At 71.4% G+C, this 17,396-nt stretch carries 18 protein-coding genes; 8 read left to right on the top strand and 10 right to left on the bottom strand.

Features of this window, described 5'->3' with window-relative positions:
- The first annotated feature begins 55 nt into the window (after positions 1 to 55).
- Positions 56 to 1,552, top strand: a complete 1,497-nt coding sequence (gene eat, locus ACK1X7_RS38465) for an ethanolamine permease (RefSeq protein ID WP_390795562.1) — start codon at positions 56 to 58, stop codon at positions 1,550 to 1,552.
- A 64-nt stretch (positions 1,553 to 1,616) separates the two neighbouring features.
- The gene (locus tag ACK1X7_RS38460) at positions 1,617 to 2,309 is read left to right on the top strand and encodes a gamma-glutamyl-gamma-aminobutyrate hydrolase family protein (RefSeq protein WP_385118362.1); all 693 of its coding nucleotides are present in this window, start codon (positions 1,617 to 1,619) and stop codon (positions 2,307 to 2,309) included.
- 60 nt (positions 2,310 to 2,369) lie between these two features.
- Here ACK1X7_RS38460 and ACK1X7_RS38455 read toward each other — a convergent pair whose 3' ends face one another.
- From ACK1X7_RS38455 to ACK1X7_RS38425, 7 genes are all read right to left on the bottom strand, one after another.
- Entirely contained in the window at positions 2,370 to 3,095 is a 726-nt protein-coding gene (locus ACK1X7_RS38455; protein WP_385149152.1) for an alpha/beta fold hydrolase, read from the bottom strand.
- A 96-nt stretch (positions 3,096 to 3,191) separates the two neighbouring features.
- Positions 3,192 to 4,058, bottom strand: coding sequence for a chitosanase (locus tag ACK1X7_RS38450; protein WP_385149155.1), 867 nt, complete (start codon positions 4,056 to 4,058; stop codon positions 3,192 to 3,194).
- Between the two features lie 207 nt (positions 4,059 to 4,265).
- Complete coding sequence (locus tag ACK1X7_RS38445) at positions 4,266 to 5,498, bottom strand: MBL fold metallo-hydrolase (RefSeq protein ID WP_385153584.1); 1,233 nt, start codon at positions 5,496 to 5,498, stop codon at positions 4,266 to 4,268.
- A 69-nt stretch (positions 5,499 to 5,567) separates the two neighbouring features.
- Entirely contained in the window at positions 5,568 to 6,452 is an 885-nt protein-coding gene (locus ACK1X7_RS38440) for a GNAT family N-acetyltransferase (RefSeq protein WP_390795563.1), read from the bottom strand.
- A 114-nt stretch (positions 6,453 to 6,566) separates the two neighbouring features.
- Positions 6,567 to 7,472, bottom strand: a complete 906-nt coding sequence (locus ACK1X7_RS38435) for a glycoside hydrolase family 19 protein (RefSeq protein WP_216345774.1) — start codon at positions 7,470 to 7,472, stop codon at positions 6,567 to 6,569.
- Positions 7,473 to 7,631: 159 nt separating this feature from the next.
- On the bottom strand, positions 7,632 to 8,750 hold the full coding sequence (locus ACK1X7_RS38430; RefSeq protein WP_413116945.1) for a DUF6745 domain-containing protein: 1,119 nt from the start codon (positions 8,748 to 8,750) through the stop codon (positions 7,632 to 7,634).
- A gap of 95 nt (positions 8,751 to 8,845) precedes the next feature.
- Positions 8,846 to 9,172, bottom strand: coding sequence for a hypothetical protein (locus ACK1X7_RS38425; RefSeq protein ID WP_385153592.1), 327 nt, complete (start codon positions 9,170 to 9,172; stop codon positions 8,846 to 8,848).
- A gap of 215 nt (positions 9,173 to 9,387) precedes the next feature.
- Here ACK1X7_RS38425 and ACK1X7_RS38420 point away from each other — a divergent pair, with 215 nt between their 5' ends.
- Genes ACK1X7_RS38420 through ACK1X7_RS38400 form a run of 5 tightly spaced genes read left to right on the top strand, consistent with a single transcriptional unit; the run spans position 9,388 to position 14,705 of the window.
- Entirely contained in the window at positions 9,388 to 10,341 is a 954-nt protein-coding gene (locus ACK1X7_RS38420) for an STM4015 family protein (RefSeq protein WP_413116362.1), read from the top strand.
- Positions 10,342 to 10,383: 42 nt separating this feature from the next.
- On the top strand, positions 10,384 to 11,511 hold the full coding sequence (locus tag ACK1X7_RS38415) for an STM4014 family protein (RefSeq protein WP_385153597.1): 1,128 nt from the start codon (positions 10,384 to 10,386) through the stop codon (positions 11,509 to 11,511).
- Positions 11,512 to 11,560: 49 nt separating this feature from the next.
- On the top strand, positions 11,561 to 12,364 hold the full coding sequence (locus tag ACK1X7_RS38410; protein WP_398158714.1) for an STM4013/SEN3800 family hydrolase: 804 nt from the start codon (positions 11,561 to 11,563) through the stop codon (positions 12,362 to 12,364).
- Positions 12,361 to 13,725, top strand: a complete 1,365-nt coding sequence (locus ACK1X7_RS38405; RefSeq protein ID WP_413116361.1) for an STM4012 family radical SAM protein — start codon at positions 12,361 to 12,363, stop codon at positions 13,723 to 13,725. Before ACK1X7_RS38410 ends, ACK1X7_RS38405 begins: the two co-directional genes overlap by 4 nt.
- Before the next feature lie 11 nt (positions 13,726 to 13,736).
- Positions 13,737 to 14,705, top strand: a complete 969-nt coding sequence (locus tag ACK1X7_RS38400; RefSeq protein ID WP_385153603.1) for an STM4011 family radical SAM protein — start codon at positions 13,737 to 13,739, stop codon at positions 14,703 to 14,705.
- Here the strand turns inward: ACK1X7_RS38400 and ACK1X7_RS38395 are convergent.
- Entirely contained in the window at positions 14,659 to 14,910 is a 252-nt protein-coding gene (locus tag ACK1X7_RS38395) for a DUF397 domain-containing protein (RefSeq protein WP_216345773.1), read from the bottom strand. The genes ACK1X7_RS38400 and ACK1X7_RS38395 overlap by 47 nt on opposite strands.
- A gap of 3 nt (positions 14,911 to 14,913) precedes the next feature.
- A complete protein-coding gene (locus ACK1X7_RS38390; RefSeq protein WP_093465983.1) occupies positions 14,914 to 15,780 on the bottom strand; it encodes a helix-turn-helix domain-containing protein in 867 nt (288 codons plus the stop codon).
- Between the two features lie 136 nt (positions 15,781 to 15,916).
- Between ACK1X7_RS38390 and ACK1X7_RS38385 the strand changes: the two genes are divergently transcribed.
- The gene (locus ACK1X7_RS38385) at positions 15,917 to 16,360 is read left to right on the top strand and encodes an ATP-binding protein (protein WP_237298680.1); all 444 of its coding nucleotides are present in this window, start codon (positions 15,917 to 15,919) and stop codon (positions 16,358 to 16,360) included.
- A 199-nt stretch (positions 16,361 to 16,559) separates the two neighbouring features.
- Here ACK1X7_RS38385 and ACK1X7_RS38380 read toward each other — a convergent pair whose 3' ends face one another.
- Positions 16,560 to 17,357: an SGNH/GDSL hydrolase family protein gene (locus tag ACK1X7_RS38380; protein WP_398158696.1), complete on the bottom strand. Its 798-nt coding sequence runs from the start codon at positions 17,355 to 17,357 to the stop codon at positions 16,560 to 16,562.
- Between the last annotated feature and the right edge of the window lie 39 nt (positions 17,358 to 17,396).

Below are 17,396 nucleotides of genomic sequence, written 5' to 3'. Positions count from 1 at the left end.
AGGTATGGCCCCACACCTTTGCCATCGCCCCCTCGTGTGGAGCAGGAGTCCCCCCATGGCCGACGGAACCGAGTCCGCCCGCACCGAATCCGCCCGCGCCTCCGTCGGCGGCGCCCCGCCGGGCGGCGCCCAGGCGCCGTCCCCCGAGGACGCGTATCTGGAGCGCCGCACCCTGCGGCGCGGCAGCGCGGGCCCGCTGCTGCTGACCGGCCTCGGCGTCGCCTATGTCGTCTCCGGCGACTTCTCGGGGTGGAACTTCGGCCTGTCGGAGGGCGGCTTCGGCGGGCTCGCCATCGCCGCCCTGCTGATGGGCCTGATGTACGCCTGCATGGTGTTCGCCCTGGCCGAGCTGGCCGCGATCCTCCCCACGGCGGGCGGCGGCTACGGCTTCGCGCGGCGCGCCCTCGGCCCCTGGGGCGGCTTTCTCACCGGTACGGCCATCCTCATCGAGTACGTCCTGGCCCCCGCCGCCATCTCCATCTTCATCGGCGACTACGTCGAGTCGCTCGGGCTCTTCGGCCTGGAGTCGGGCTGGCCGGTCTATCTGGCCTGCTTCGTCCTCTTCATCGGCATCCATCTGTGGGGCGTGGGCGAGGCCCTGCGGTTCAGCCTGGTCGTGACCGCCATCGCCGTGGCCGCGCTGCTGGTCTTCGCCATCGGCGCCCTCACCGACTTCGACGCGGGCTCGCTCAACGACATCCCGGTGGACCATTCGGCCGCCGGTGCCACGTCCTGGCTGCCGTTCGGGCTGCTCGGCATCTGGTCGTCGTTCCCCTTCGGGATGTGGTTCTTCCTGGGGGTGGAGGGGGTGCCGCTGGCGGCGGAGGAGACCCGGGATCCGGCCCGTACGCTGCCGAAGGCCATGGCCTGGTCCATGGGCATCCTGCTGGTCCTCGCCCTGCTCACCTTCCTCGCGGCCACGGGGGCTCGCGGTTCGGGCGCCGTGCAGGATGCGGGCAATCCGCTGGTCGAGGCGCTTCAGCCGGACGGCAAGGCCACCGTGCTCTCCCGCATCGTCAACTACGCGGGCCTCGCCGGGCTCGTCGCCTCCTTCTTCTCCCTGATCTTCGCCGGTTCGCGCCAGTTGTTCGCCCTCTCCCGGGCCGGTTATCTGCCCCGCTTCCTCTCCCTGACCAGCAGGCGCAAGGCCCCGTTCCTGGGTCTGCTGGTGCCGGGCGCCATCGGCTTCGCCCTCGCGGCCTGGACCGGCGACGGCGCCCGGATGCTCAACACCGCGGTCTTCGGCGCCACCATCTCGTACGCCCTGATGTCGCTCTCCCATATCGTCCTGCGCCGCCGCGAGCCGGGCCTGGACCGCCCCTACCGCACCCCGGGCGGCACGGTAACGTCGTCCATCGCCTTCGTCCTGGCCTGCTCCGCGCTGGTGGCCACCTTCCTGGTGGACAAGGACGCGGCCTTCATCGCGCTCGGCGTCTACGCGGTGGCGCTGGCCTACTTCGCCTTCTACAGTCGCCATCGCCTGGTCGCGGCCGCGCCGGAGGAGGAGTTCGCCGCGCTGGCGGAGGCCGAGGCGGAACTGTCCCGCGATTGAGCGCACATCGAGCGCACATTGAGCACACTTTGAGTGCACAGATCTTCGAAGAGCGGAGTCCCCGGTGTCCAAGCCCCTGATCGGCGTCAGCACCTATCTCGAATCCTCGGCGAGCTGGGGTGTCTGGAACCTCCCCGCCGCGCTGCTGCCCGCGGGCTACCACCGGCTCGTCCAGCGCGCGGGCGGCCTGGCGGCGATGCTGCCGCCGGACGAGGACCCGGCCGCCGCCGCGCGGATCGTCTCCCGCCTCGACGGGCTCGTCATCTCCGGCGGCCCGGATGTGGAGCCCGTGCGGTACGGGGCCGAGGTGGACCCGCGCACCGGGCCGCCCGCGCGGGAGCGGGACGCCTGGGAGCTGGCCCTGATCGACGCGGCCCTGGCGTCGGGCACTCCCCTGCTGGGCATCTGCCGCGGCCACCAGCTTCTGAACGTCTTCCTCGGCGGCACCCTCGTCCAGCACCTGGACGGCCACGCGGGCCGGCCCGGCGTCTTCGACCACCACGAGGTGAAGCCGGTCCCGGACACGCTCCTGGCCGAGATCCTCCCGGACCCGGTATCCGTCCCCACCTTCCACCACCAGGCCGTGGCCCAGCTCGGCGAGGGCCTGGTCCCCTCGGCCCACTCCGCGGACGACGGAACGGTGGAGGCGGTGGAACTGCCCGACGTGGAGGGGTTCGTGCTGGGCGTCCAGTGGCATCCGGAGGCGGGCGACGACGTACGGATCATGCGCGCCCTGGTGGAGGCGGCGGGAGGCTGAGAGGCGACCGGCGCGGCGCCTGGTCCCGGCCGTCGGTGCGGCCGGGGCCGGGCGAGCGGGTCAGCCGAGCTTGAGCAGCAGTTCGGTGAGTTCGCCCGGCATGGTGACCATGCAGTCGTGGCCGGTCTCCAACTCCCACACCTGTGCCGGGGAGCCGTTGGGCTGGATCGCGGGGACGGGCCGCCGGGTCATGCCCGGCGGCACATTGGCGACGCAGTGGATATGCGTCCGCGGGATCGTCTTCACGGCCGGGTTGTCCAGCCGGACCGGTTGCTGGAGGCAGCGCACCGACTGATCCGACAGCATCGAGCGCAGCCACGCCACGTCCGCCGGATCGGTGACCCCGAACAGATCCGCGGACGGCTCCATCCCGACCAGGGGCGGAATCCGCCAGCCGCTCTCGGACGCCAGGGCCTGGTCGATCATGCCCTGGGCAAAGGGCATGACATCGGCCGCGCTCTCGCCGTGCTCCGGGACCATCGCGTCGAGATAGACCAGATGCGAGATCCGGTCCGGGACCTGGTTGGCCGTGGACGAGATGACCAGCCCGGCATAGCTGTGCCCGACGAGCACCACATCGGTGAGGTCTTCCTCGGTGATCAGCCCGACGATGTCGTCGACATGTGTATCGAGCCCCACCTCGGGCCCGAGCAGATGTGCCGTGTCGCCGTAGCCGGTCAGCGTCGGCGCGACCACCCGGTGTCCGGCCGCCGCCAGCAACGGGACCGCCCGCTCCCAGCACTCGCCAGTGTGCCAAGCACCGTGCACCAGCAGATATGTCGACATATTTCCGCTCCATCCGCATCAAAAATAAACGGGACGCTGTCCCGGTTAAAAATATGGGACAGCGTCCCGCTTAGCAAGCGGGGACCGGTGCGGCGGTCAGGAGTTGATCTCGAACGGGTCGCCGTAGACCTTCCACTTCAGCGGAGGCGCCAGGTCGAAGTTCTTCTCGTTGAGGAACTTCCGCTGCTCGGTGTCGACGCGGCTGGTGTCGCTGTGCGCCTCCTCGCTCTTCATGGCCTCCTTACGGGCGTCGAGGAAGGCGTTGAGGTACGTGGTCTCGTTGCCGCCCTGCGCCGGGGACTTGGCCTTGGACAGGGCGGTCTTACGGATGCCGCCGAAGCTGTACTTGCTGTCGCCGGGGCCGTGCATCACGATCGCGTCGTAGTAGATGAACTGGCCGAGCGCGCCCACCCCGTCGCTCTTGCCCTGCTTGACGGCCGGGTTGAAGTAGACGCGGTCGCGCTCATGCTCCTGGGCGTCCTGGAACGCCTTGTCGGCGGCGGCCTTCTTCCAGTCCTTGGTGAAGTTCGGGTCCAGGCCGTCGTGGGAGTCGGTGCCGTCGACGTCGCGCAGCGCGGGGAGGTACTTGGCCAGGACGTTGCCGGGCTTCTGCTCGGTGTAGTACTCGACGAGGTCCAGCATGTCGCCGGTGCCGGAGCAGAATCCGATGATGCCCGCGGTGTAGCCGCGACCGTCGCCTATGTCCTCGATGTACTTGAACTGGGCGCGCCAGTCGAGCGAGGAGTTCTCGGCACTGGAGACCAGCTTCATGGCGATTTCCTTCTTCGCCGGGTCGTCCAGGTTGCTCGCCGCGGTGGCCTTGTGCGCCGAGTGGCGGTGCGTGTGCGCCGGCGACGGCAGGTGGTCGGACGCCTGCCCGACTCCGACACCGGTGAAGACGAGCGCGGCCGGTACGGCGACGGCCACCGCCGCGAGACCGATCCTCCGGGGCATGGGGGACATGGGGACTCCGTTCCCTGTCGACTGTGGGGGAAGTGCGCGCGGCCGCCCCAGGGCACACCGGGGCAGCCCCGGGCCCTGAGACGATCCGTTAGGAACCTTTCCTAACCATTCAAGCGAGCGCGTCGTGTCCACCACAAGGGTTTCGACACCATTCGACAAAGAAGCCCGGTGCCGGTCCGCCTCCGGGAGGCGGCACCAACTCCCTTGCTACGACTGGGGTATGGGCATCGCGGGGTCAGCGCCACCAGCCGTCCCGGACGCTCCGGACGAGCCCGTGAGGGCGGTCGGCTCGGCCGCGCCCTCGGCCCCGGCCGGTGTCTTCGTCACCGGCCGTGCCGCGATCGCCCGCCACCACGGCTCCAGCGGCAGCCCCGGCCCCGGCTCGAACGGCTGGCCCGGACGCGGAACGGCCACGGTCGCCCCGGCCTCCTCCGCCGCCGACACCGTGCCCTCGGCGGGCTCCTCCCACGGATGCGGGGCGAGGTTGAAGGTGCCCCAGTGGATCGGCAGCATGATCCCCTTCGCCGGGTCCCCGCCCTGGAGATCGAGGTGGGCCCGCATGCCCTCCTCGGGGGTCATATGGATGTCCGGCCAGTAGTCGGAGTACGCGCCGATCTGCACCATGGTCGCGTCGAACGGCCCGTACGCCGCGCCGATCTCCGCGAAACCGGGGAAGTAGCCGGTGTCCCCGCTGTGGTAGACCCGGTGCTCGGGGCCGGCCACCACCCAGGATGCCCACAGGGTGTGCTGGGTGTTGCGCAGCCCGCGCCCGCAGAAGTGGCGGGCCGGAGTGGCGGTGAGGGTGAGCCCGGCGACCTCGGTGGACTCATGCCAGTCCAGCTCGGTCATCCGGTCGGCCGGGACGCCCCAGCGCTCCAGATGGGCGCCGACCCCGAGCGGGACGACGAACATGGCGTGGCCGCGCACCAGCGCCCGGATCGTGGGCATGTCCAGATGGTCGTAGTGGTCATGGGAGATGACCACCGCGTCCACCGGCGCCAGCTCCCGCAGCGGCACCGGCACCGGATGCAGCCGCTTGGGGCCCACCATCGAGAAGGGCGAACAGCGCTGCCCCCATACCGGGTCGAACAGCACCCGCCGCCCGTCGATCTCCGCGAGCACACTGGAATGCCCCATCCAGGTCAGCCGCAGCCCGGAGGCGGGAGGGGCGGCCAGATCGGCGACGGTGGTGGGGTGCACCGGCACGGCCCCGGCCGGGGCCCGGCGGATGCGCTCCTCCTTGCGGAAGTAGGTGGACGCGAACTTCAGCATCGAGCCGGACGGGCCGGTGCGGGCGCCCACCGGGTTGACGAACACACCGTTCGCGAAGTTCGGCGACCGTCGGATGCGCTCCATCCGCTCCCCGGCGGGATCCGCCCCGAAGGCGGCGGGGCGCAGGGCGGCGGCGAACCGGGAACGTGTCGGATGGGAGCCGGTCACGGATCCTCCAGGGTGAGAGGGCGGGGGCACTCCAACGCGCGGTGCCGTTGGGCTGCAATCACACAACTCTTACGAGGGGTGACCTTGTTCCGGAACGGTGCGCTCGGCCGAGGTGAACGACAACACCAGGTGGTCCTCCAGCGGGCGGTAGCCGAGACGCTGGTAGAGGGCGTTGCTGGTGGGATTGCCGAGATCGGTGAAGAGCAGGATCTCCCGCACCCCGGCGGCCCGCGCGGCCCGGCTCACGGCGGCCGTGGCGGCGCCCGCGTAACCGCGTCCGCGCAGCTCAGGTGGGGTGTAGACGAGGGAGACCCGGGCCATGCCCGCGACCGTACGGCTGATCCCGGCACAGGCCACCGGCCGGCCGTCGAGTTCCCACAGGGTGATCCCGTCGTGGCTGAGCTTGTCGTCCACCAGGGCGGCGACATCGCCCCTCAGCGCGTCGGTCTCGCGGGCGAACCCCTCGAACCAGGTGAGCAGCAGATCACGGTCGGCCGCGGTGGCGGTCCGCGGGCGTCCCGGGGGCGCGGGATCGGGCGGGGTGAGGGTGGCGAGGCGATAGAGCCGGTGGCTCTGCTCGACGTCGCTCCGCGCGCCGGTGAGCTCCGTCCAGGCGGTGGCGAAGGTCTCGGCGGTCTCGCGCCCGGCGTTCACTCCGGTGATCTTCTGCTCGCCGTCGCCCGCGAGGGTGCGGGCGAGCGCCCGGGCCGCCTCGCCGGGCAGCGGGGAGAGCAGCGGAGGGTAGGGCGGGGTGCACAGAAAGGCGCCCTCCACCGAGCCCTCCCCGGCCCACCATCCGTAGACCGGCGGCTGCTCGCCGTATCTGCCGCTGCCCCCGGCCACCAGGGAGGAGACCACTGTGAGCAAAGTGGTGTGCCGGGCCGGGCGGGCGCCCAGAAAGTCGCCCGCCGCGGCCCGGAACTCATCGAGGTCGTACGTCACCGTCCACGCCATGTGCTCCAGGCTGGCGCGGAGCGGCGGAGCGCCGCACCTCAATTTCCTCGCTTCCGACCGGATGACCGCTCGGCGGCCCGGTCAGCGGCCGGTCAGTGGCCGCTCAGCAGCCGGTCAGCAGCTCAGGTTGGAGCCGGGGGTGGTGCCGAGTATCTGGACGAACCGCTGGTAGGCGTCGATCCGGCTCTGCACCTGGCCGGGGTTGCCGCCGTTGCACTCCAGGCTGCCGTTGATGGCGCGGATGGTCTCGCCGAAGCCCCGCTGGTTGACCATGGCGTCGTGCGGGGTCATCGAGCCGGCCCCGGTCTGGGTGTTCCAGAACCACAGGGCGGTCTTCCAGGACACCGCGGCGTCCCGCTCCACCAGCCAGGGGTTGCCGAGCAGATCGATGCCGAGTGCGTCGCCCGCGGCCTTGTAGTTGAAGTTCCAGCTCAACTGGATCGGTCCACGGCCGTAGTAGGCCGCCTGGCCCGCGGGGCAGCCGTAGGGCTGGTTCCAGTCGCAGTAGTGCGGGTAGTTGGAGGTGTTCTGCTCCACGATGTGGACCAGGCCGCCGGTCTCGTGGTTGACGTTGGCCAGGAAGGCGGCGGCCTCCTGCTTCTTGACGGTGTCGCTGCCGGTGTTGGCGAAGCCGGGGTAGGCGCTCAGGGCGGCGGTCAGGCCCTGGTAGGTGTAGAACGAGTTCCGGTTCGGGAACATCTGGTTGAACTGCGCCTCGCTCACCACGAAGCCGCTCGGGTTCTGGCCCTCGCCGCCGCAGTTGAAGGGCTCCCAGTACCAGGTGCTGATCACCGGGTCATAGCCCGGGTTGTCGTGCTCCGCGCGGTAGTACTTGCCGTCGGTGTACCGGACGATGTCGCCGGTGACGTACGCCCTGCCCGCGACCCAGTTCGGGTAGTCGCAGGCCGCCTGGGCGGTCGTTCCCGCCGCCGAGGCGGTCGAGGCCATGGGCATGACAAGCACACTCGCACACACCGCCGCGGTCGCCGCGAGCGGCGCCAGAACACGTCGTCTCCACATGGGGCCGATCTCCTTCGCGTGGGGGGCCCTGCAATGCTGAGGGACACTCAAGCGGCTTGGTCTATACCAGTCAAGGTATAGACCAAACCTTGTGGCGGAATGAGCAATCGGGCCATCGCCGGAGCAAGTCCGGGAGCAGTGCGCCGAGCTGACCCGCGATCAGGTCTCGCGCTCGGGCCGGTAGGTGTCGGCGTCCACCCCGAAGGTCCAGGCGACGCCCTCGCGGGCGGTCCGGACCCGGGGCGGTACGCGCAGCCAGTAGGTGCGGTGCGTACCGTCGGGCTCCGGCGTGGAGTTGACCACCTCGACCATCACCACCGGCTCGTCCCCGTCCAGCGCGATACGCCACAGCACCCCGGTCTCGTCACGGTGTACCGGCTCGGCCCCGGACTCCTCGAGATAGCGGTCATAGCCGTAGTGCTCCAGCATCACCCGGCGCAGCTCCGCGTTCTCCTCCGCGCGGATGCGGTCCGGGGTCAGCTCGCCGAGTTGCCGGAGGAATTCCGCGGGCACCGGCATGCCCCGCCAGGCGTACAGCGCGAAGCCGTCGGGGAAGGCGAGCGCGGGGCCGTCGCCGCGGTCGAGACGGCCGGCCTCGTCGCGGTGCAGCTCGACCGGGCGCTCGGCGACGATCACGGCCTTCTCGTACGGCCACCACCAGCCGGTGGCGCGGGCGACCGCGGCGACACCGGCCAGCGGGCCGGGCTCCGCCCCGTCCGCGACGGCGGCCAGCCAGGGCGCGTCATGCTGCCCCAGCACCGCGTCGAGCAGGGCGAGCCGGACGGCCGTCCCGCGGTCCGGGTCCGGCGCCAGGGCCTCGACGACCCCGGTGCGGACGCGCTCGGTCAGGGCGCGGGTGATCTCCCACAGCGGCGCCGCCGCGAGCGCCCACCGCCCGGCCCAGCCCGCCGGGCCCAGCTCGTCATGGAGCCGCTGCCGGGCGCGCGCCCACGGGTGGGTGCGCACGGCCTCCCGCACCGACGCGCCCGCGCCGCCCGCGACCGGCTCGACCCCGGCCGCCCGCAGCGTGCCCGCCGCCTGCTCGGCGAACTCCCGGGGCAGCCGGTCCTCCTGCCCGGTCAGCAGCATCACGGCCGCCGTGGCGGCCAGCGGGGAACCGGTCCATACGATCCGCTCGGGCGCGGTGAGCCCGGCCTGCTCATAGGCGCGGCGGATGCCCGCCTCGGCCGCCTCGCGGTCGGCCGGGCCGGTGGCCGCGGCGACCGTGCGCCAGTGTGCCGTCCGGTCCTCGTCCGCGAGCACGTTCACACCACTCATGCCGTTCCCCACCGCCATCGCCATCGCCGTCGCCATCGCCGTTGCTTTCGCCGTAGCCGTTGCCGTTGCCGCCGTCATCGGTCGCTCCCCCGCCCTCAGTCCGCCACGACGCGCACGGCGCCCGGCACGTACTCCCGCTGGCGCACCACGCGGTACCAGCCCTTGGGCAGCGGTATCGCCGCATGCTCCTCGTGCACCACCCGCCCGCCGTCGGGGAGATGGAGATACGAGACGCCGAACGGGCCCGACTCGCGCATCAGCGCGCCCGGTCCGACCACCGCGTGGGCGTGCCCGGTCACCTCGCCGAGCGCCAGCACCAGCCGGCCCCGCCCGTCCCTCGGCTGCCGCGGCAGCGCGTCGATGCCCTGCGGCAGCGCCTCCGCGGCCACCGGAACGATCAGGACGTCGCCCTGTCGGTACATGCCAATTCCCTTTCACCACAGCCGTGTTGGACCCACCGGGCCCAGCGGGCCGGTCGATGGTCATGACGCTACGGGGAGCCACCGACAACGCCGTCCGACAGCCGGACGGTGTCCGCCAACGCCCGCCGGAGCGGCTGTCGGTGGGGCTTGGTACAACTCTTCGCACGCCATTCGGAACCAGGCACACCCACGCGAACACTTCGGAGATACCACCCATGTCGGTCTACCACCTGGACGACCTGTACGGCCTTCCGGCCTTCGACTTCCCGTTGCCCGACGAGGCCACCGAGCTGCCCGAGCCGGGCGCCGTCGCCTGGCGGATCTCCTACGACCCCTACCGCGACCAGTCGGACGAGAACTTCGACGAGCGCTTCCAGCGCTTCCTGACCTCGGTGGACCCCTCCCTGGTGCGGGCGCTGATCATCGGCCAGTGGGGCGAGACCTACGAAGGCGACGCCGACGACGCCATTGAGCAGCTCCTCATGGCCAAGGACCGGCTGACCTCGCTGGAGGCCGTCTTCATCGGCGACATCACCGCTGAGGAGTCGGAGATCTCCTGGATCCAGCAGTCCGATGTGACACCGGTCCTCCATGCCTACCCCACCCTGCGCGAGCTGGGCGTCCGCGGTGGCAGCGGGCTGTCCTTCCCCGCCGTCGCCCATGCCCATCTGCGCACGCTCCGCTTCGAGACCGGCGGGCTGCCCGGTGCGGTGGTGCGCGGGGTCGCCGCCAGCGACCTGCCCGCGCTGGAGCGCCTGGAGATGTGGCTCGGGGTGGAGGAGTACGGGGGCGATGCCACCGTCGCCGACCTGGCTCCGATCCTGAGCGGCGGCCGGTTCCCCGCACTGCGCCACCTGGGCGTGCAGAACAGCGAGCTCCAGGACGAGATCGCGGCCGCCATGGCGGCGGCCCCCGTGGTCGCCCAGCTCGCGTTCCTCGACCTGTCCATGGGCGTGCTCACCGACGAGGGCGCGGCGGCACTGCTCGACGGCCAGCCGCTCACCCATCTGACCTGGCTCGATCTGGACCACAACTACTTCTCCGCGGCCATGGAGGAGCGGCTGCGCACGGCCCTGGAGCCGTCCGGGGTGAAGGTCGTGATGGCCGAGAAGGGCGACGAGGACGAGTACGACGACGAGGTGTCGCGCTACACGGCCGTCGCCGAGTGATGCCCCTGCCCCATCGAGAACACGACCGGGAGGCTTCCGTCCATGCATGAGACGCGCTTCGCCGTGGTCGGCAATCCGGGCGGCCGCCGGGTGGAGATGTTCTCCGACGCCGCCGTGGCCGCCGGACTGCCCGCGCCCCGGGTGCTGGCCTGGCACGAGGTGCTGACCGTCGGCGCCTCGTTCGGGCCCGCCGAAACCGTGCGGATCGACTCGCCGGGCGAGGACGAGGAGGTGGAGTGGCTGCTGCGCGGTGCCTTTGACCCCACCCGGGTCGAGGGCACCGGCCGCTGGTACGCGCGGTTCACCGAGGCCGTCCGGGGCATCGCGACGGCGGCACGCACGGCCGGTGCCACCCTGCTGAACGACCCCGGGGAGCTGGCCGTCCTGTTCGACAAGCGGCTGTGCCACGGGGTGCTGGACGGCGCGGGCGTCCCGGTCCCGCCCTCGCCGACCTCCGGGCCCCAGGCGCCGCCCGTCCGCGGCTGGGACGATGTGCGCGCGGCGCTCGGCACCTCGGGGCTGCGGCGCGCCTTCGTCAAACCGGCCCACGGCTCGTCCGCGTCCGGGGTGCTCGCCGTGGAGACGGCGGGCCCCGGCCGGGTACGGGCCACGACCTCCGTGGAGCGCATGGAGGACGGCCGACTGTTCAACTCGCTGCGGGTGCGGCGGTACGACACCGAGGCGGAGATCGCCGCGATCATCGACACCCTGGCGCCGGACGGGCTGCACATCGAGCGCTGGCTGCCCAAGGCATCGCAGGACAGGCGCGTCGCCGATCTGCGGATCGTGGTGGTGGCGGGCAGGGCCACCCATGCCGTGGTGCGCACCAGCCGCTCCCCCATGACCAATCTCCACCTCGGCGGGGTGCGCGGTGATCTGGCCGCCGCCCGCGCGGCGGCGGAGGCTAGCGGGGTGGCCTGGAGCGAGGTGCTGGGCACCGCGGAACGGGCGGCCGAGTGCTTCCCGCGCACCCTGTGCGTGGGGGTGGATCTGCTGCCCGGCCCGGGGTGGCGGCGGTTCGCCGTCGGCGAGGTCAACGCCTTCGGCGATCTGCTGCCCCGGCTGACCGGTCTGCCCGGCAGCGGCGCGGAGGGCTTGGACACCTATGCGGCCCAGGTCGCCGCCGTACTGCGCACCCGGAAGGACGCCCGCTCCGATGCCGCCCCCTGAGCCCGCCACGCCACTGCCCGAGCCCGCCACGCCGCTGCCCGAGCCCGATATGAACGACGTCGTGGGCGGCCATGATCTGCTGCTGATCACCCTCGACACCCTGCGCTACGACGTGGCGGCCGAGCTGGCGGCCACCGGCCGGACGCCGAATCTCAGCGCCCGGATGCCCGGCGGCGCCTGGGCCGAGCGGCACGCCCCCGGCAGCTTCACCTACGCCTCCCACCAGGCGATGTTCGCGGGTTTCCTGCCGACCCCGGCCACCCCCGGACCGCACCGCAGGCTGTTCGCGGCCCGCTTCGCGGGCAGCGAGACCACCGCGGCGGGCACCTATGTCTTCGAGACGCCCGATCTGGTGTCGGGGCTCGCGGCGGCCGGGTACCACACGGTGTGTATCGGCGGGGTCGGCTTCTTCAACAAGCGGGGGCCGCTGGGCTCGGTGCTGCCCGGCTACTTCCAGGAGAGCCACTGGGAGCCGGAGTTCGGGGTCACCTCCGCCACCTCCTTCGAGGCGCAGATCGACCGCGCCGAGAAGGTGATCGCCGGTCTGGACCCCGGCCGGCGGCTGTTCCTCTTCATGAACGTCTCCGCGCTGCACCAGCCCAACTGGTTCCATCTGCCCGGCGCCACCCGCGAGGCGGGCGATACCCGCACCACCCACGCCGCCGCCCTGGAGTACGTGGACCGCCATGTCGAGCGGCTCCTGGCCGCCCTGAGCGCCCGCGGCCCCGCCTTCGCGATCGTCTGCTCCGACCACGGCACCGCGTACGGCGACGACGGCTACACGGGCCACCGGCTCGGCCACGAGGTCGTCTGGACCGTGCCGTACACCCACTTCTTCCTCGAGGCCCGATGAACATCAGCACGCTCGGTTCGACCGTCCGCCCCTATCAGTCGTACGTCTACGCCTATCCGCACAAGACCGCCTACCGGCCGCTGGTGGACCGTCCCGCGCTGCGCGAGCTGTGGGCGGCCGAGCCGAAGGACGCGCTGTCGCTGTATCTGCACATCCCCTTCTGCGAGGTGCGCTGCGGCTTCTGCAATCTCTTCACCCGGATCGGCGCCCCCGAGGGGCTGGTGACCGCCTATCTGGACGCGCTGGAGCGGCAGGCGGGTGCGGTGCGCGAGGCGCTCGGCGAGGACGCCCGGTTCGCCGCCGCGGCGTTCGGCGGCGGCACCCCCACGTTCCTGGAGGCGGCCGAGCTGGAGCGGCTCTGCGATATCGCGGAGAAGGGGATGGGCGCGGACCTGGCCGCCGTGCCGCTCTCGGTCGAGGCGTCCCCGGCCACCGCCACGGCCGACCGGCTCGCGGTGCTGGCCGGGCGCGGCACCACCCGGCTGAGCCTGGGGGTGCAGAGCTTCGTCGAGGCGGAGGCGCGCTCGGCGGTGCGGCCGCAGCGCCGGGCCGAGGTGGAGGCGGCGCTGGGCCGGATCCGGGACGCGGGAATACCGGTGCTCAACATCGATCTGATCTATGGCATCGACGGTCAGACCGAGGACAGTTGGCGCCGGTCCCTGGACGCCGCCCTGGCCTGGCACCCGGAGGAGCTGTATCTCTATCCCCTCTATGTCCGCCCGCTGACCGGGCTCGGCCGTAAGGAGGCCAGAGAGCCGGAGGCGGAGCGGGCGGCGGAGGCGGAGTGGGACGAGCGGCGGCTGCGGCTGTACCGCGCGGGCCGCGACCATCTGCTCGCCCACGGCTATGAGCAGGTCTCGATGCGGATGTTCCGCGCCCAGGGCGCGCCCGTGACCGGGGATGAGGACTACGCCTGCCAGACGGACGGCATGGTGGGCCTGGGCTGCGGCGCCCGCTCCTACACCTCCGCCCTGCACTACTCGTTCGACTACGCGGTCGACATGCGGGAGATCCGCGGCATCATCGACGACTTCGTCTCCCGGCCCGCGGCCGACTTCGCCCGCGCCGAGCACGGCCGGAGGATGACCGGCGACGAGGCCCGCCGGCGCCATCTGCTCCAGTCCGTCCTCCAGGCCGAGGGGATGGCGGCGGCGGGCTACCGGGCCCGGTTCGGCACCGATCCGGCCGAGGACTTCCCCGAGGAGCTGGCCCGGTTCGCGGCACGCGGCTGGCTGGACGCGGCGGCGGCTCCCGGACGGCTGCGGCTCTCCCCCGAGGGGCTGGCGCACTCCGACGCGCTCGGCCCCGAGCTGTTCTCGCCCGCCGTGCGCGCCGCCATGGCCGCGTACGACCTGAAGTGAGGGGTTCAGGCGTGGACTTGACCATTCTGTACCGGGGTCCGCTCGCCTCGTGCGACTACGACTGTCCGTACTGTCCGTTCGCCAAGCGACGGGACAGCCCGGAGCGGCTGCGCGCCGACCGCGCCGCGCTGGAGCGGTTCACCGCCTGGGCGGCGGAGCAGACCGGCGACCGGCTGTCGGTGCTGTTCACCCCGTGGGGCGAGGGGCTGGTGCGCTCCTGGTACCGCCGCGCGCTCATCGAGCTGAGCCATCTGCCGCAGGTCCGGCGGGTCGCCATCCAGACCAATCTGAGCTGCCGGACCGGCTGGACGGCCGAGGCCGACCCGGCCACCCTCGCCCTGTGGTGCACCTACCACCCGGGCCAGACGCCGTACGACCGGTTTCTCGCCAAGTGCGGGGAGCTGGCCGGGCGCGGGGTGCGCCACAGCGTCGGCATCGTGGGGCTGCCCGCCCATCTGGACCGGGCCCGCCGACTGCGCGCGGATCTCCCGAACCAGGTGTATCTGTGGGTGAACGCGGCCGAGGGCCATACCTATACGGACGCCGAGGCGGCCGAGTGGACCGCGCTGGACCCGCTCTTCGGCTACAGCCGCCATCCGCACCGAAGCGCCGGTCTGCCATGCCGGACCGGCGCCTCGGTGATCTCGGTGGACGGCGACGGCACGGTGCGCCGCTGCCATTTCGTCCCGACGGAACTGGGCAATCTCTACGACGGGTCGTACCGCGCGGCGCTACGACCCCGTCCCTGTCCGCTAGCCGTCTGCGACTGCCATATCGGCTATGTGCACCTGGAGTCGCTTCCCCTGTACGACGTGTTCGCGGGCGGTGTGCTGGAACGCGTCCCGGCGCCGCCCGCGCCGGTCGGTTCGTGGTCGGTCGGTCACACGGTTTCCCCCTCGATCCCCCTGGTCACGAGCGTCGCGGAACCGGACGTCACAGAAACAGGAAGTCCGCTTCCCCGGACTTCGCCCCCTGGATGAAGCGTTTCATCTCCCCCGGGGTGTAAATCAGTGCCGGTCCGTCCGGATCGGTCGACTGGCGCAGCGCCACCCGCCCGTCCTTCAGCCTCATCGCCTCGACGCAGCTTCCCCCGTTGCCGCCACTCCAAGGCTTGTGCCAGCCCTCGCTGCCGAGGTCCCTTGCCGGCATGCCGCTGTAGACGCGGCTCCCGCATATGCGATCCATCGTTCAGATCTCCTTGCGAATGCGACTCAGAATGGCCTGAGTCGTCTGTGCAGGCGCGGCCTGCGCGCACATCCGGTCCAGGGCCTCCAGGAATGCCGATACATCATCGCGCTGGTCGAAGTAGGAGCCGCTGACCAGCGACTCCGTGTACGCGATATCCGGCAGCTCCGGGATCGGGAACCGGAAGATATGGAAGGGGCCGTACATCGCCGGGTGCGGGCCGGCGTCGAACGGCATGATCTGCAACCGGATATGAGGGGCCTCCGCCTCCTCGATCAGCCGCGCGATCTGGGCCCGCATGGTCTCGGAACCGCCGATGGGACGGCGCACCACCGTTTCGTCCATGACCACCCACAGCATCGGCGGGTTGTCCCGGGTGAGCAGGGCCTGACGTTCCATCCGGAGGGCGACATTGCGCTCGATCTCCGACTCGGGCGCATGCGGCATGCCCGCGCGGAGCACCGCGCGGGCGTAGTCCTCGGTCTGGAGCAGCCCGGGAATGTAATGCGGCTCGTAGGCCCGGATCAGATTGGCCTCGACCTCCAGGCTGACGAAGGTGTTGAACCACTCCGGCAGGACGTCGCGGAACCGGTGCCACCAGCCGGCCTTGTTGGCCTCGCGCGCGAGGGAGAGGAACCCCTCGACCTCCTCGGGGTCGGCGACGCCGTATGTACGCAGCAGCTTCTCGACGTACGGGAGCTTCAGGCCGACCTCGGCCTTCTCCATCCGGCGGATCGTGGCATGCGTGACGTCCAGGGCGCGCCCGGCCTGCTCGAACGACAGCCCGGCCTTCTCCCGAAGGTCCTGGAGCCGTTTGCCGAGCACGACTCGCAGGACGGTCGGGGCTCCGCCCGCCCGCGCATCCGCCACTACCGTTCCCCTCCAAGTACCTTCACGACACAGCAGTCTGGCATGGGCTCAGCATTCCGAACAGCCTGCGCTTGCGATTCTGTAATTTACAGATTGAACCTTGCCATACGCGAGTGTGACAGAGCATAGTGTCGGCGTGGCTCCTTCCTATGAGGCTCTCCGGTTAGGGCGCGGCGGCACCGTGGTCGCTCCGCCCCGCCACGACGTGTTTCGTCTGCCGGCGCTGAGCACGTCCGTCGCCGAGGCGAGAAGGCATGTCGTCCGGCGGCTGCGCTCATGGGGCATCGACCAGGACACCCGGGACAGCGCGGAGTTGATCGTCTCCGAGCTGTTCACCAACGCGGTGCGCCACACCTCCAGCGAGGAGGTTCGCTGCTCACTCCAGCTCATAGGGACCCGGCTGCGGCTCGAGGTGGCCGACCAGGGGTGCGCCCGTACGGTGCCGGAGGCCAGGTCGGTGACCGCGGACCAGGAGGGCGGCCGCGGGCTGATGCTGGTGGAGGCACTCTCGGAGGCTTGGGGGGTCAGGCCGAACCAGGGGGGAGCGGGCCGCGCCGTCTGGGCCTATCTGGCGACGTAGCGGCCCTGCGAGGGCACGACCGTACGGACGGGCACGGACGAGTACGACCCATCCACGACGTACGCACGATCCAGGCACGACCTACGTGCGAGCGGTGCCGAGGGAATAGGGGCAGCGACAGCGCACGAGGCGGTCAGCCTCGGGGCGCCAACGGGGGTCTGCCCCTATTCCTCCGGGACCGCTTCGGGTCACGGAACGTTCAGGGCCGCAGCGGCAGCAGATCCGGCCGCTTGGGCTCCACATGGTCACCCGACGACTCACCGCGCAGTCGCCGGCCGATCCAGGGCACCAGATACTCGCGCGCCCAGTGGATGTTGTCCCGGCGCACCTCGGCGGCGGTGCGCTGCCCCTCCGGGGGCCAGGGCTGATCGGGGTCGGCGGGTACGTCGAGCCCGAGCACCTGACCGGCCCTCAGCGCGACCCGGGTGTGCCCGTCCGGCGACAGATGCAGCCGGTCGGCGTCCCAGGCCCGGCGGTCCTGCACCGAGCGCAGCGACCACAGGTCGAGCACCGGGCAGTCGTAGCGGTCGGCGATCGCCCGCACATGCGCCGTATACGTGGCGATCTTGCCCCGCAGATGACGCAGCACCGGCACCCCTCTGGTGTCGAAGCCCGTGCACAGCAGCACCGTGCCCACCCGCGCCTTGAGGTCGGCGACGGCCGCCTCGTAGCGCTCGGCGACATCGTCGGGGTCGCTGCCGGGGCGCAGGATGTCATTGCCCCCCGCACAGAAGGTGACCAGTTCCGGGCCGAGCTCGATGGCGCGCGCCACCTGCTCCGCGACAATCTGGTCAAGGAGTCGACCGCGTACGGCCAAGTTGGCGTAGCGGAAATCGTCGTGAGGTCGTTGGTCGGACAGCAGGACCGCGAGCCGGTCGGCCCAGCCGACGAACACTCCATCAGGACCGGGGTCGCCGACGCCCTCGGTGAAGCTGTCGCCGACGGCTGCGTACGACCCGATGGATCCGTTGCTGAATCTCTCCTTATCGTCTGCCACGTCGGGACATCATTCACCCGACGGCGTGACTTACGCCAC

This window comes from Streptomyces sp. CY-1 (genome assembly GCF_047218265.1).
Taxonomy (GTDB): Bacteria; Actinomycetota; Actinomycetes; order Streptomycetales; family Streptomycetaceae; genus Streptomyces; species Streptomyces niphimycinicus.
Note: the sequence above shows the minus strand (reverse complement) of the source record. Positions and strands in the feature narration are given on the sequence as shown.

What these genes read in the sequence shown, in the direction of transcription:
- eat (WP_390795562.1), top strand. Translation starts at nt 56, where the DNA reads ATGGCCGACGGAACCGAGTCCGCCCGCACCGAATCCGCCCGCGCCTCC.
- ACK1X7_RS38455 (WP_385149152.1), bottom strand. Translation starts at nt 3,095, where the DNA reads ATGTCGACATATCTGCTGGTGCACGGTGCTTGGCACACTGGCGAGTGC.
- ACK1X7_RS38450 (WP_385149155.1), bottom strand. Translation starts at nt 4,058, where the DNA reads ATGTCCCCCATGCCCCGGAGGATCGGTCTCGCGGCGGTGGCCGTCGCC.
- ACK1X7_RS38440 (WP_390795563.1), bottom strand. Translation starts at nt 6,452, where the DNA reads ATGGCGTGGACGGTGACGTACGACCTCGATGAGTTCCGGGCCGCGGCG.
- ACK1X7_RS38435 (WP_216345774.1), bottom strand. Translation starts at nt 7,472, where the DNA reads ATGTGGAGACGACGTGTTCTGGCGCCGCTCGCGGCGACCGCGGCGGTG.
- ACK1X7_RS38430 (WP_413116945.1), bottom strand. Translation starts at nt 8,750, where the DNA reads ATGAGTGGTGTGAACGTGCTCGCGGACGAGGACCGGACGGCACACTGG.
- ACK1X7_RS38425 (WP_385153592.1), bottom strand. Translation starts at nt 9,172, where the DNA reads ATGTACCGACAGGGCGACGTCCTGATCGTTCCGGTGGCCGCGGAGGCG.
- ACK1X7_RS38420 (WP_413116362.1), top strand. Translation starts at nt 9,388, where the DNA reads ATGTCGGTCTACCACCTGGACGACCTGTACGGCCTTCCGGCCTTCGAC.
- ACK1X7_RS38415 (WP_385153597.1), top strand. Translation starts at nt 10,384, where the DNA reads ATGCATGAGACGCGCTTCGCCGTGGTCGGCAATCCGGGCGGCCGCCGG.
- ACK1X7_RS38410 (WP_398158714.1), top strand. Translation starts at nt 11,561, where the DNA reads ATGAACGACGTCGTGGGCGGCCATGATCTGCTGCTGATCACCCTCGAC.
- ACK1X7_RS38405 (WP_413116361.1), top strand. Translation starts at nt 12,361, where the DNA reads ATGAACATCAGCACGCTCGGTTCGACCGTCCGCCCCTATCAGTCGTAC.
- ACK1X7_RS38395 (WP_216345773.1), bottom strand. Translation starts at nt 14,910, where the DNA reads ATGGATCGCATATGCGGGAGCCGCGTCTACAGCGGCATGCCGGCAAGG.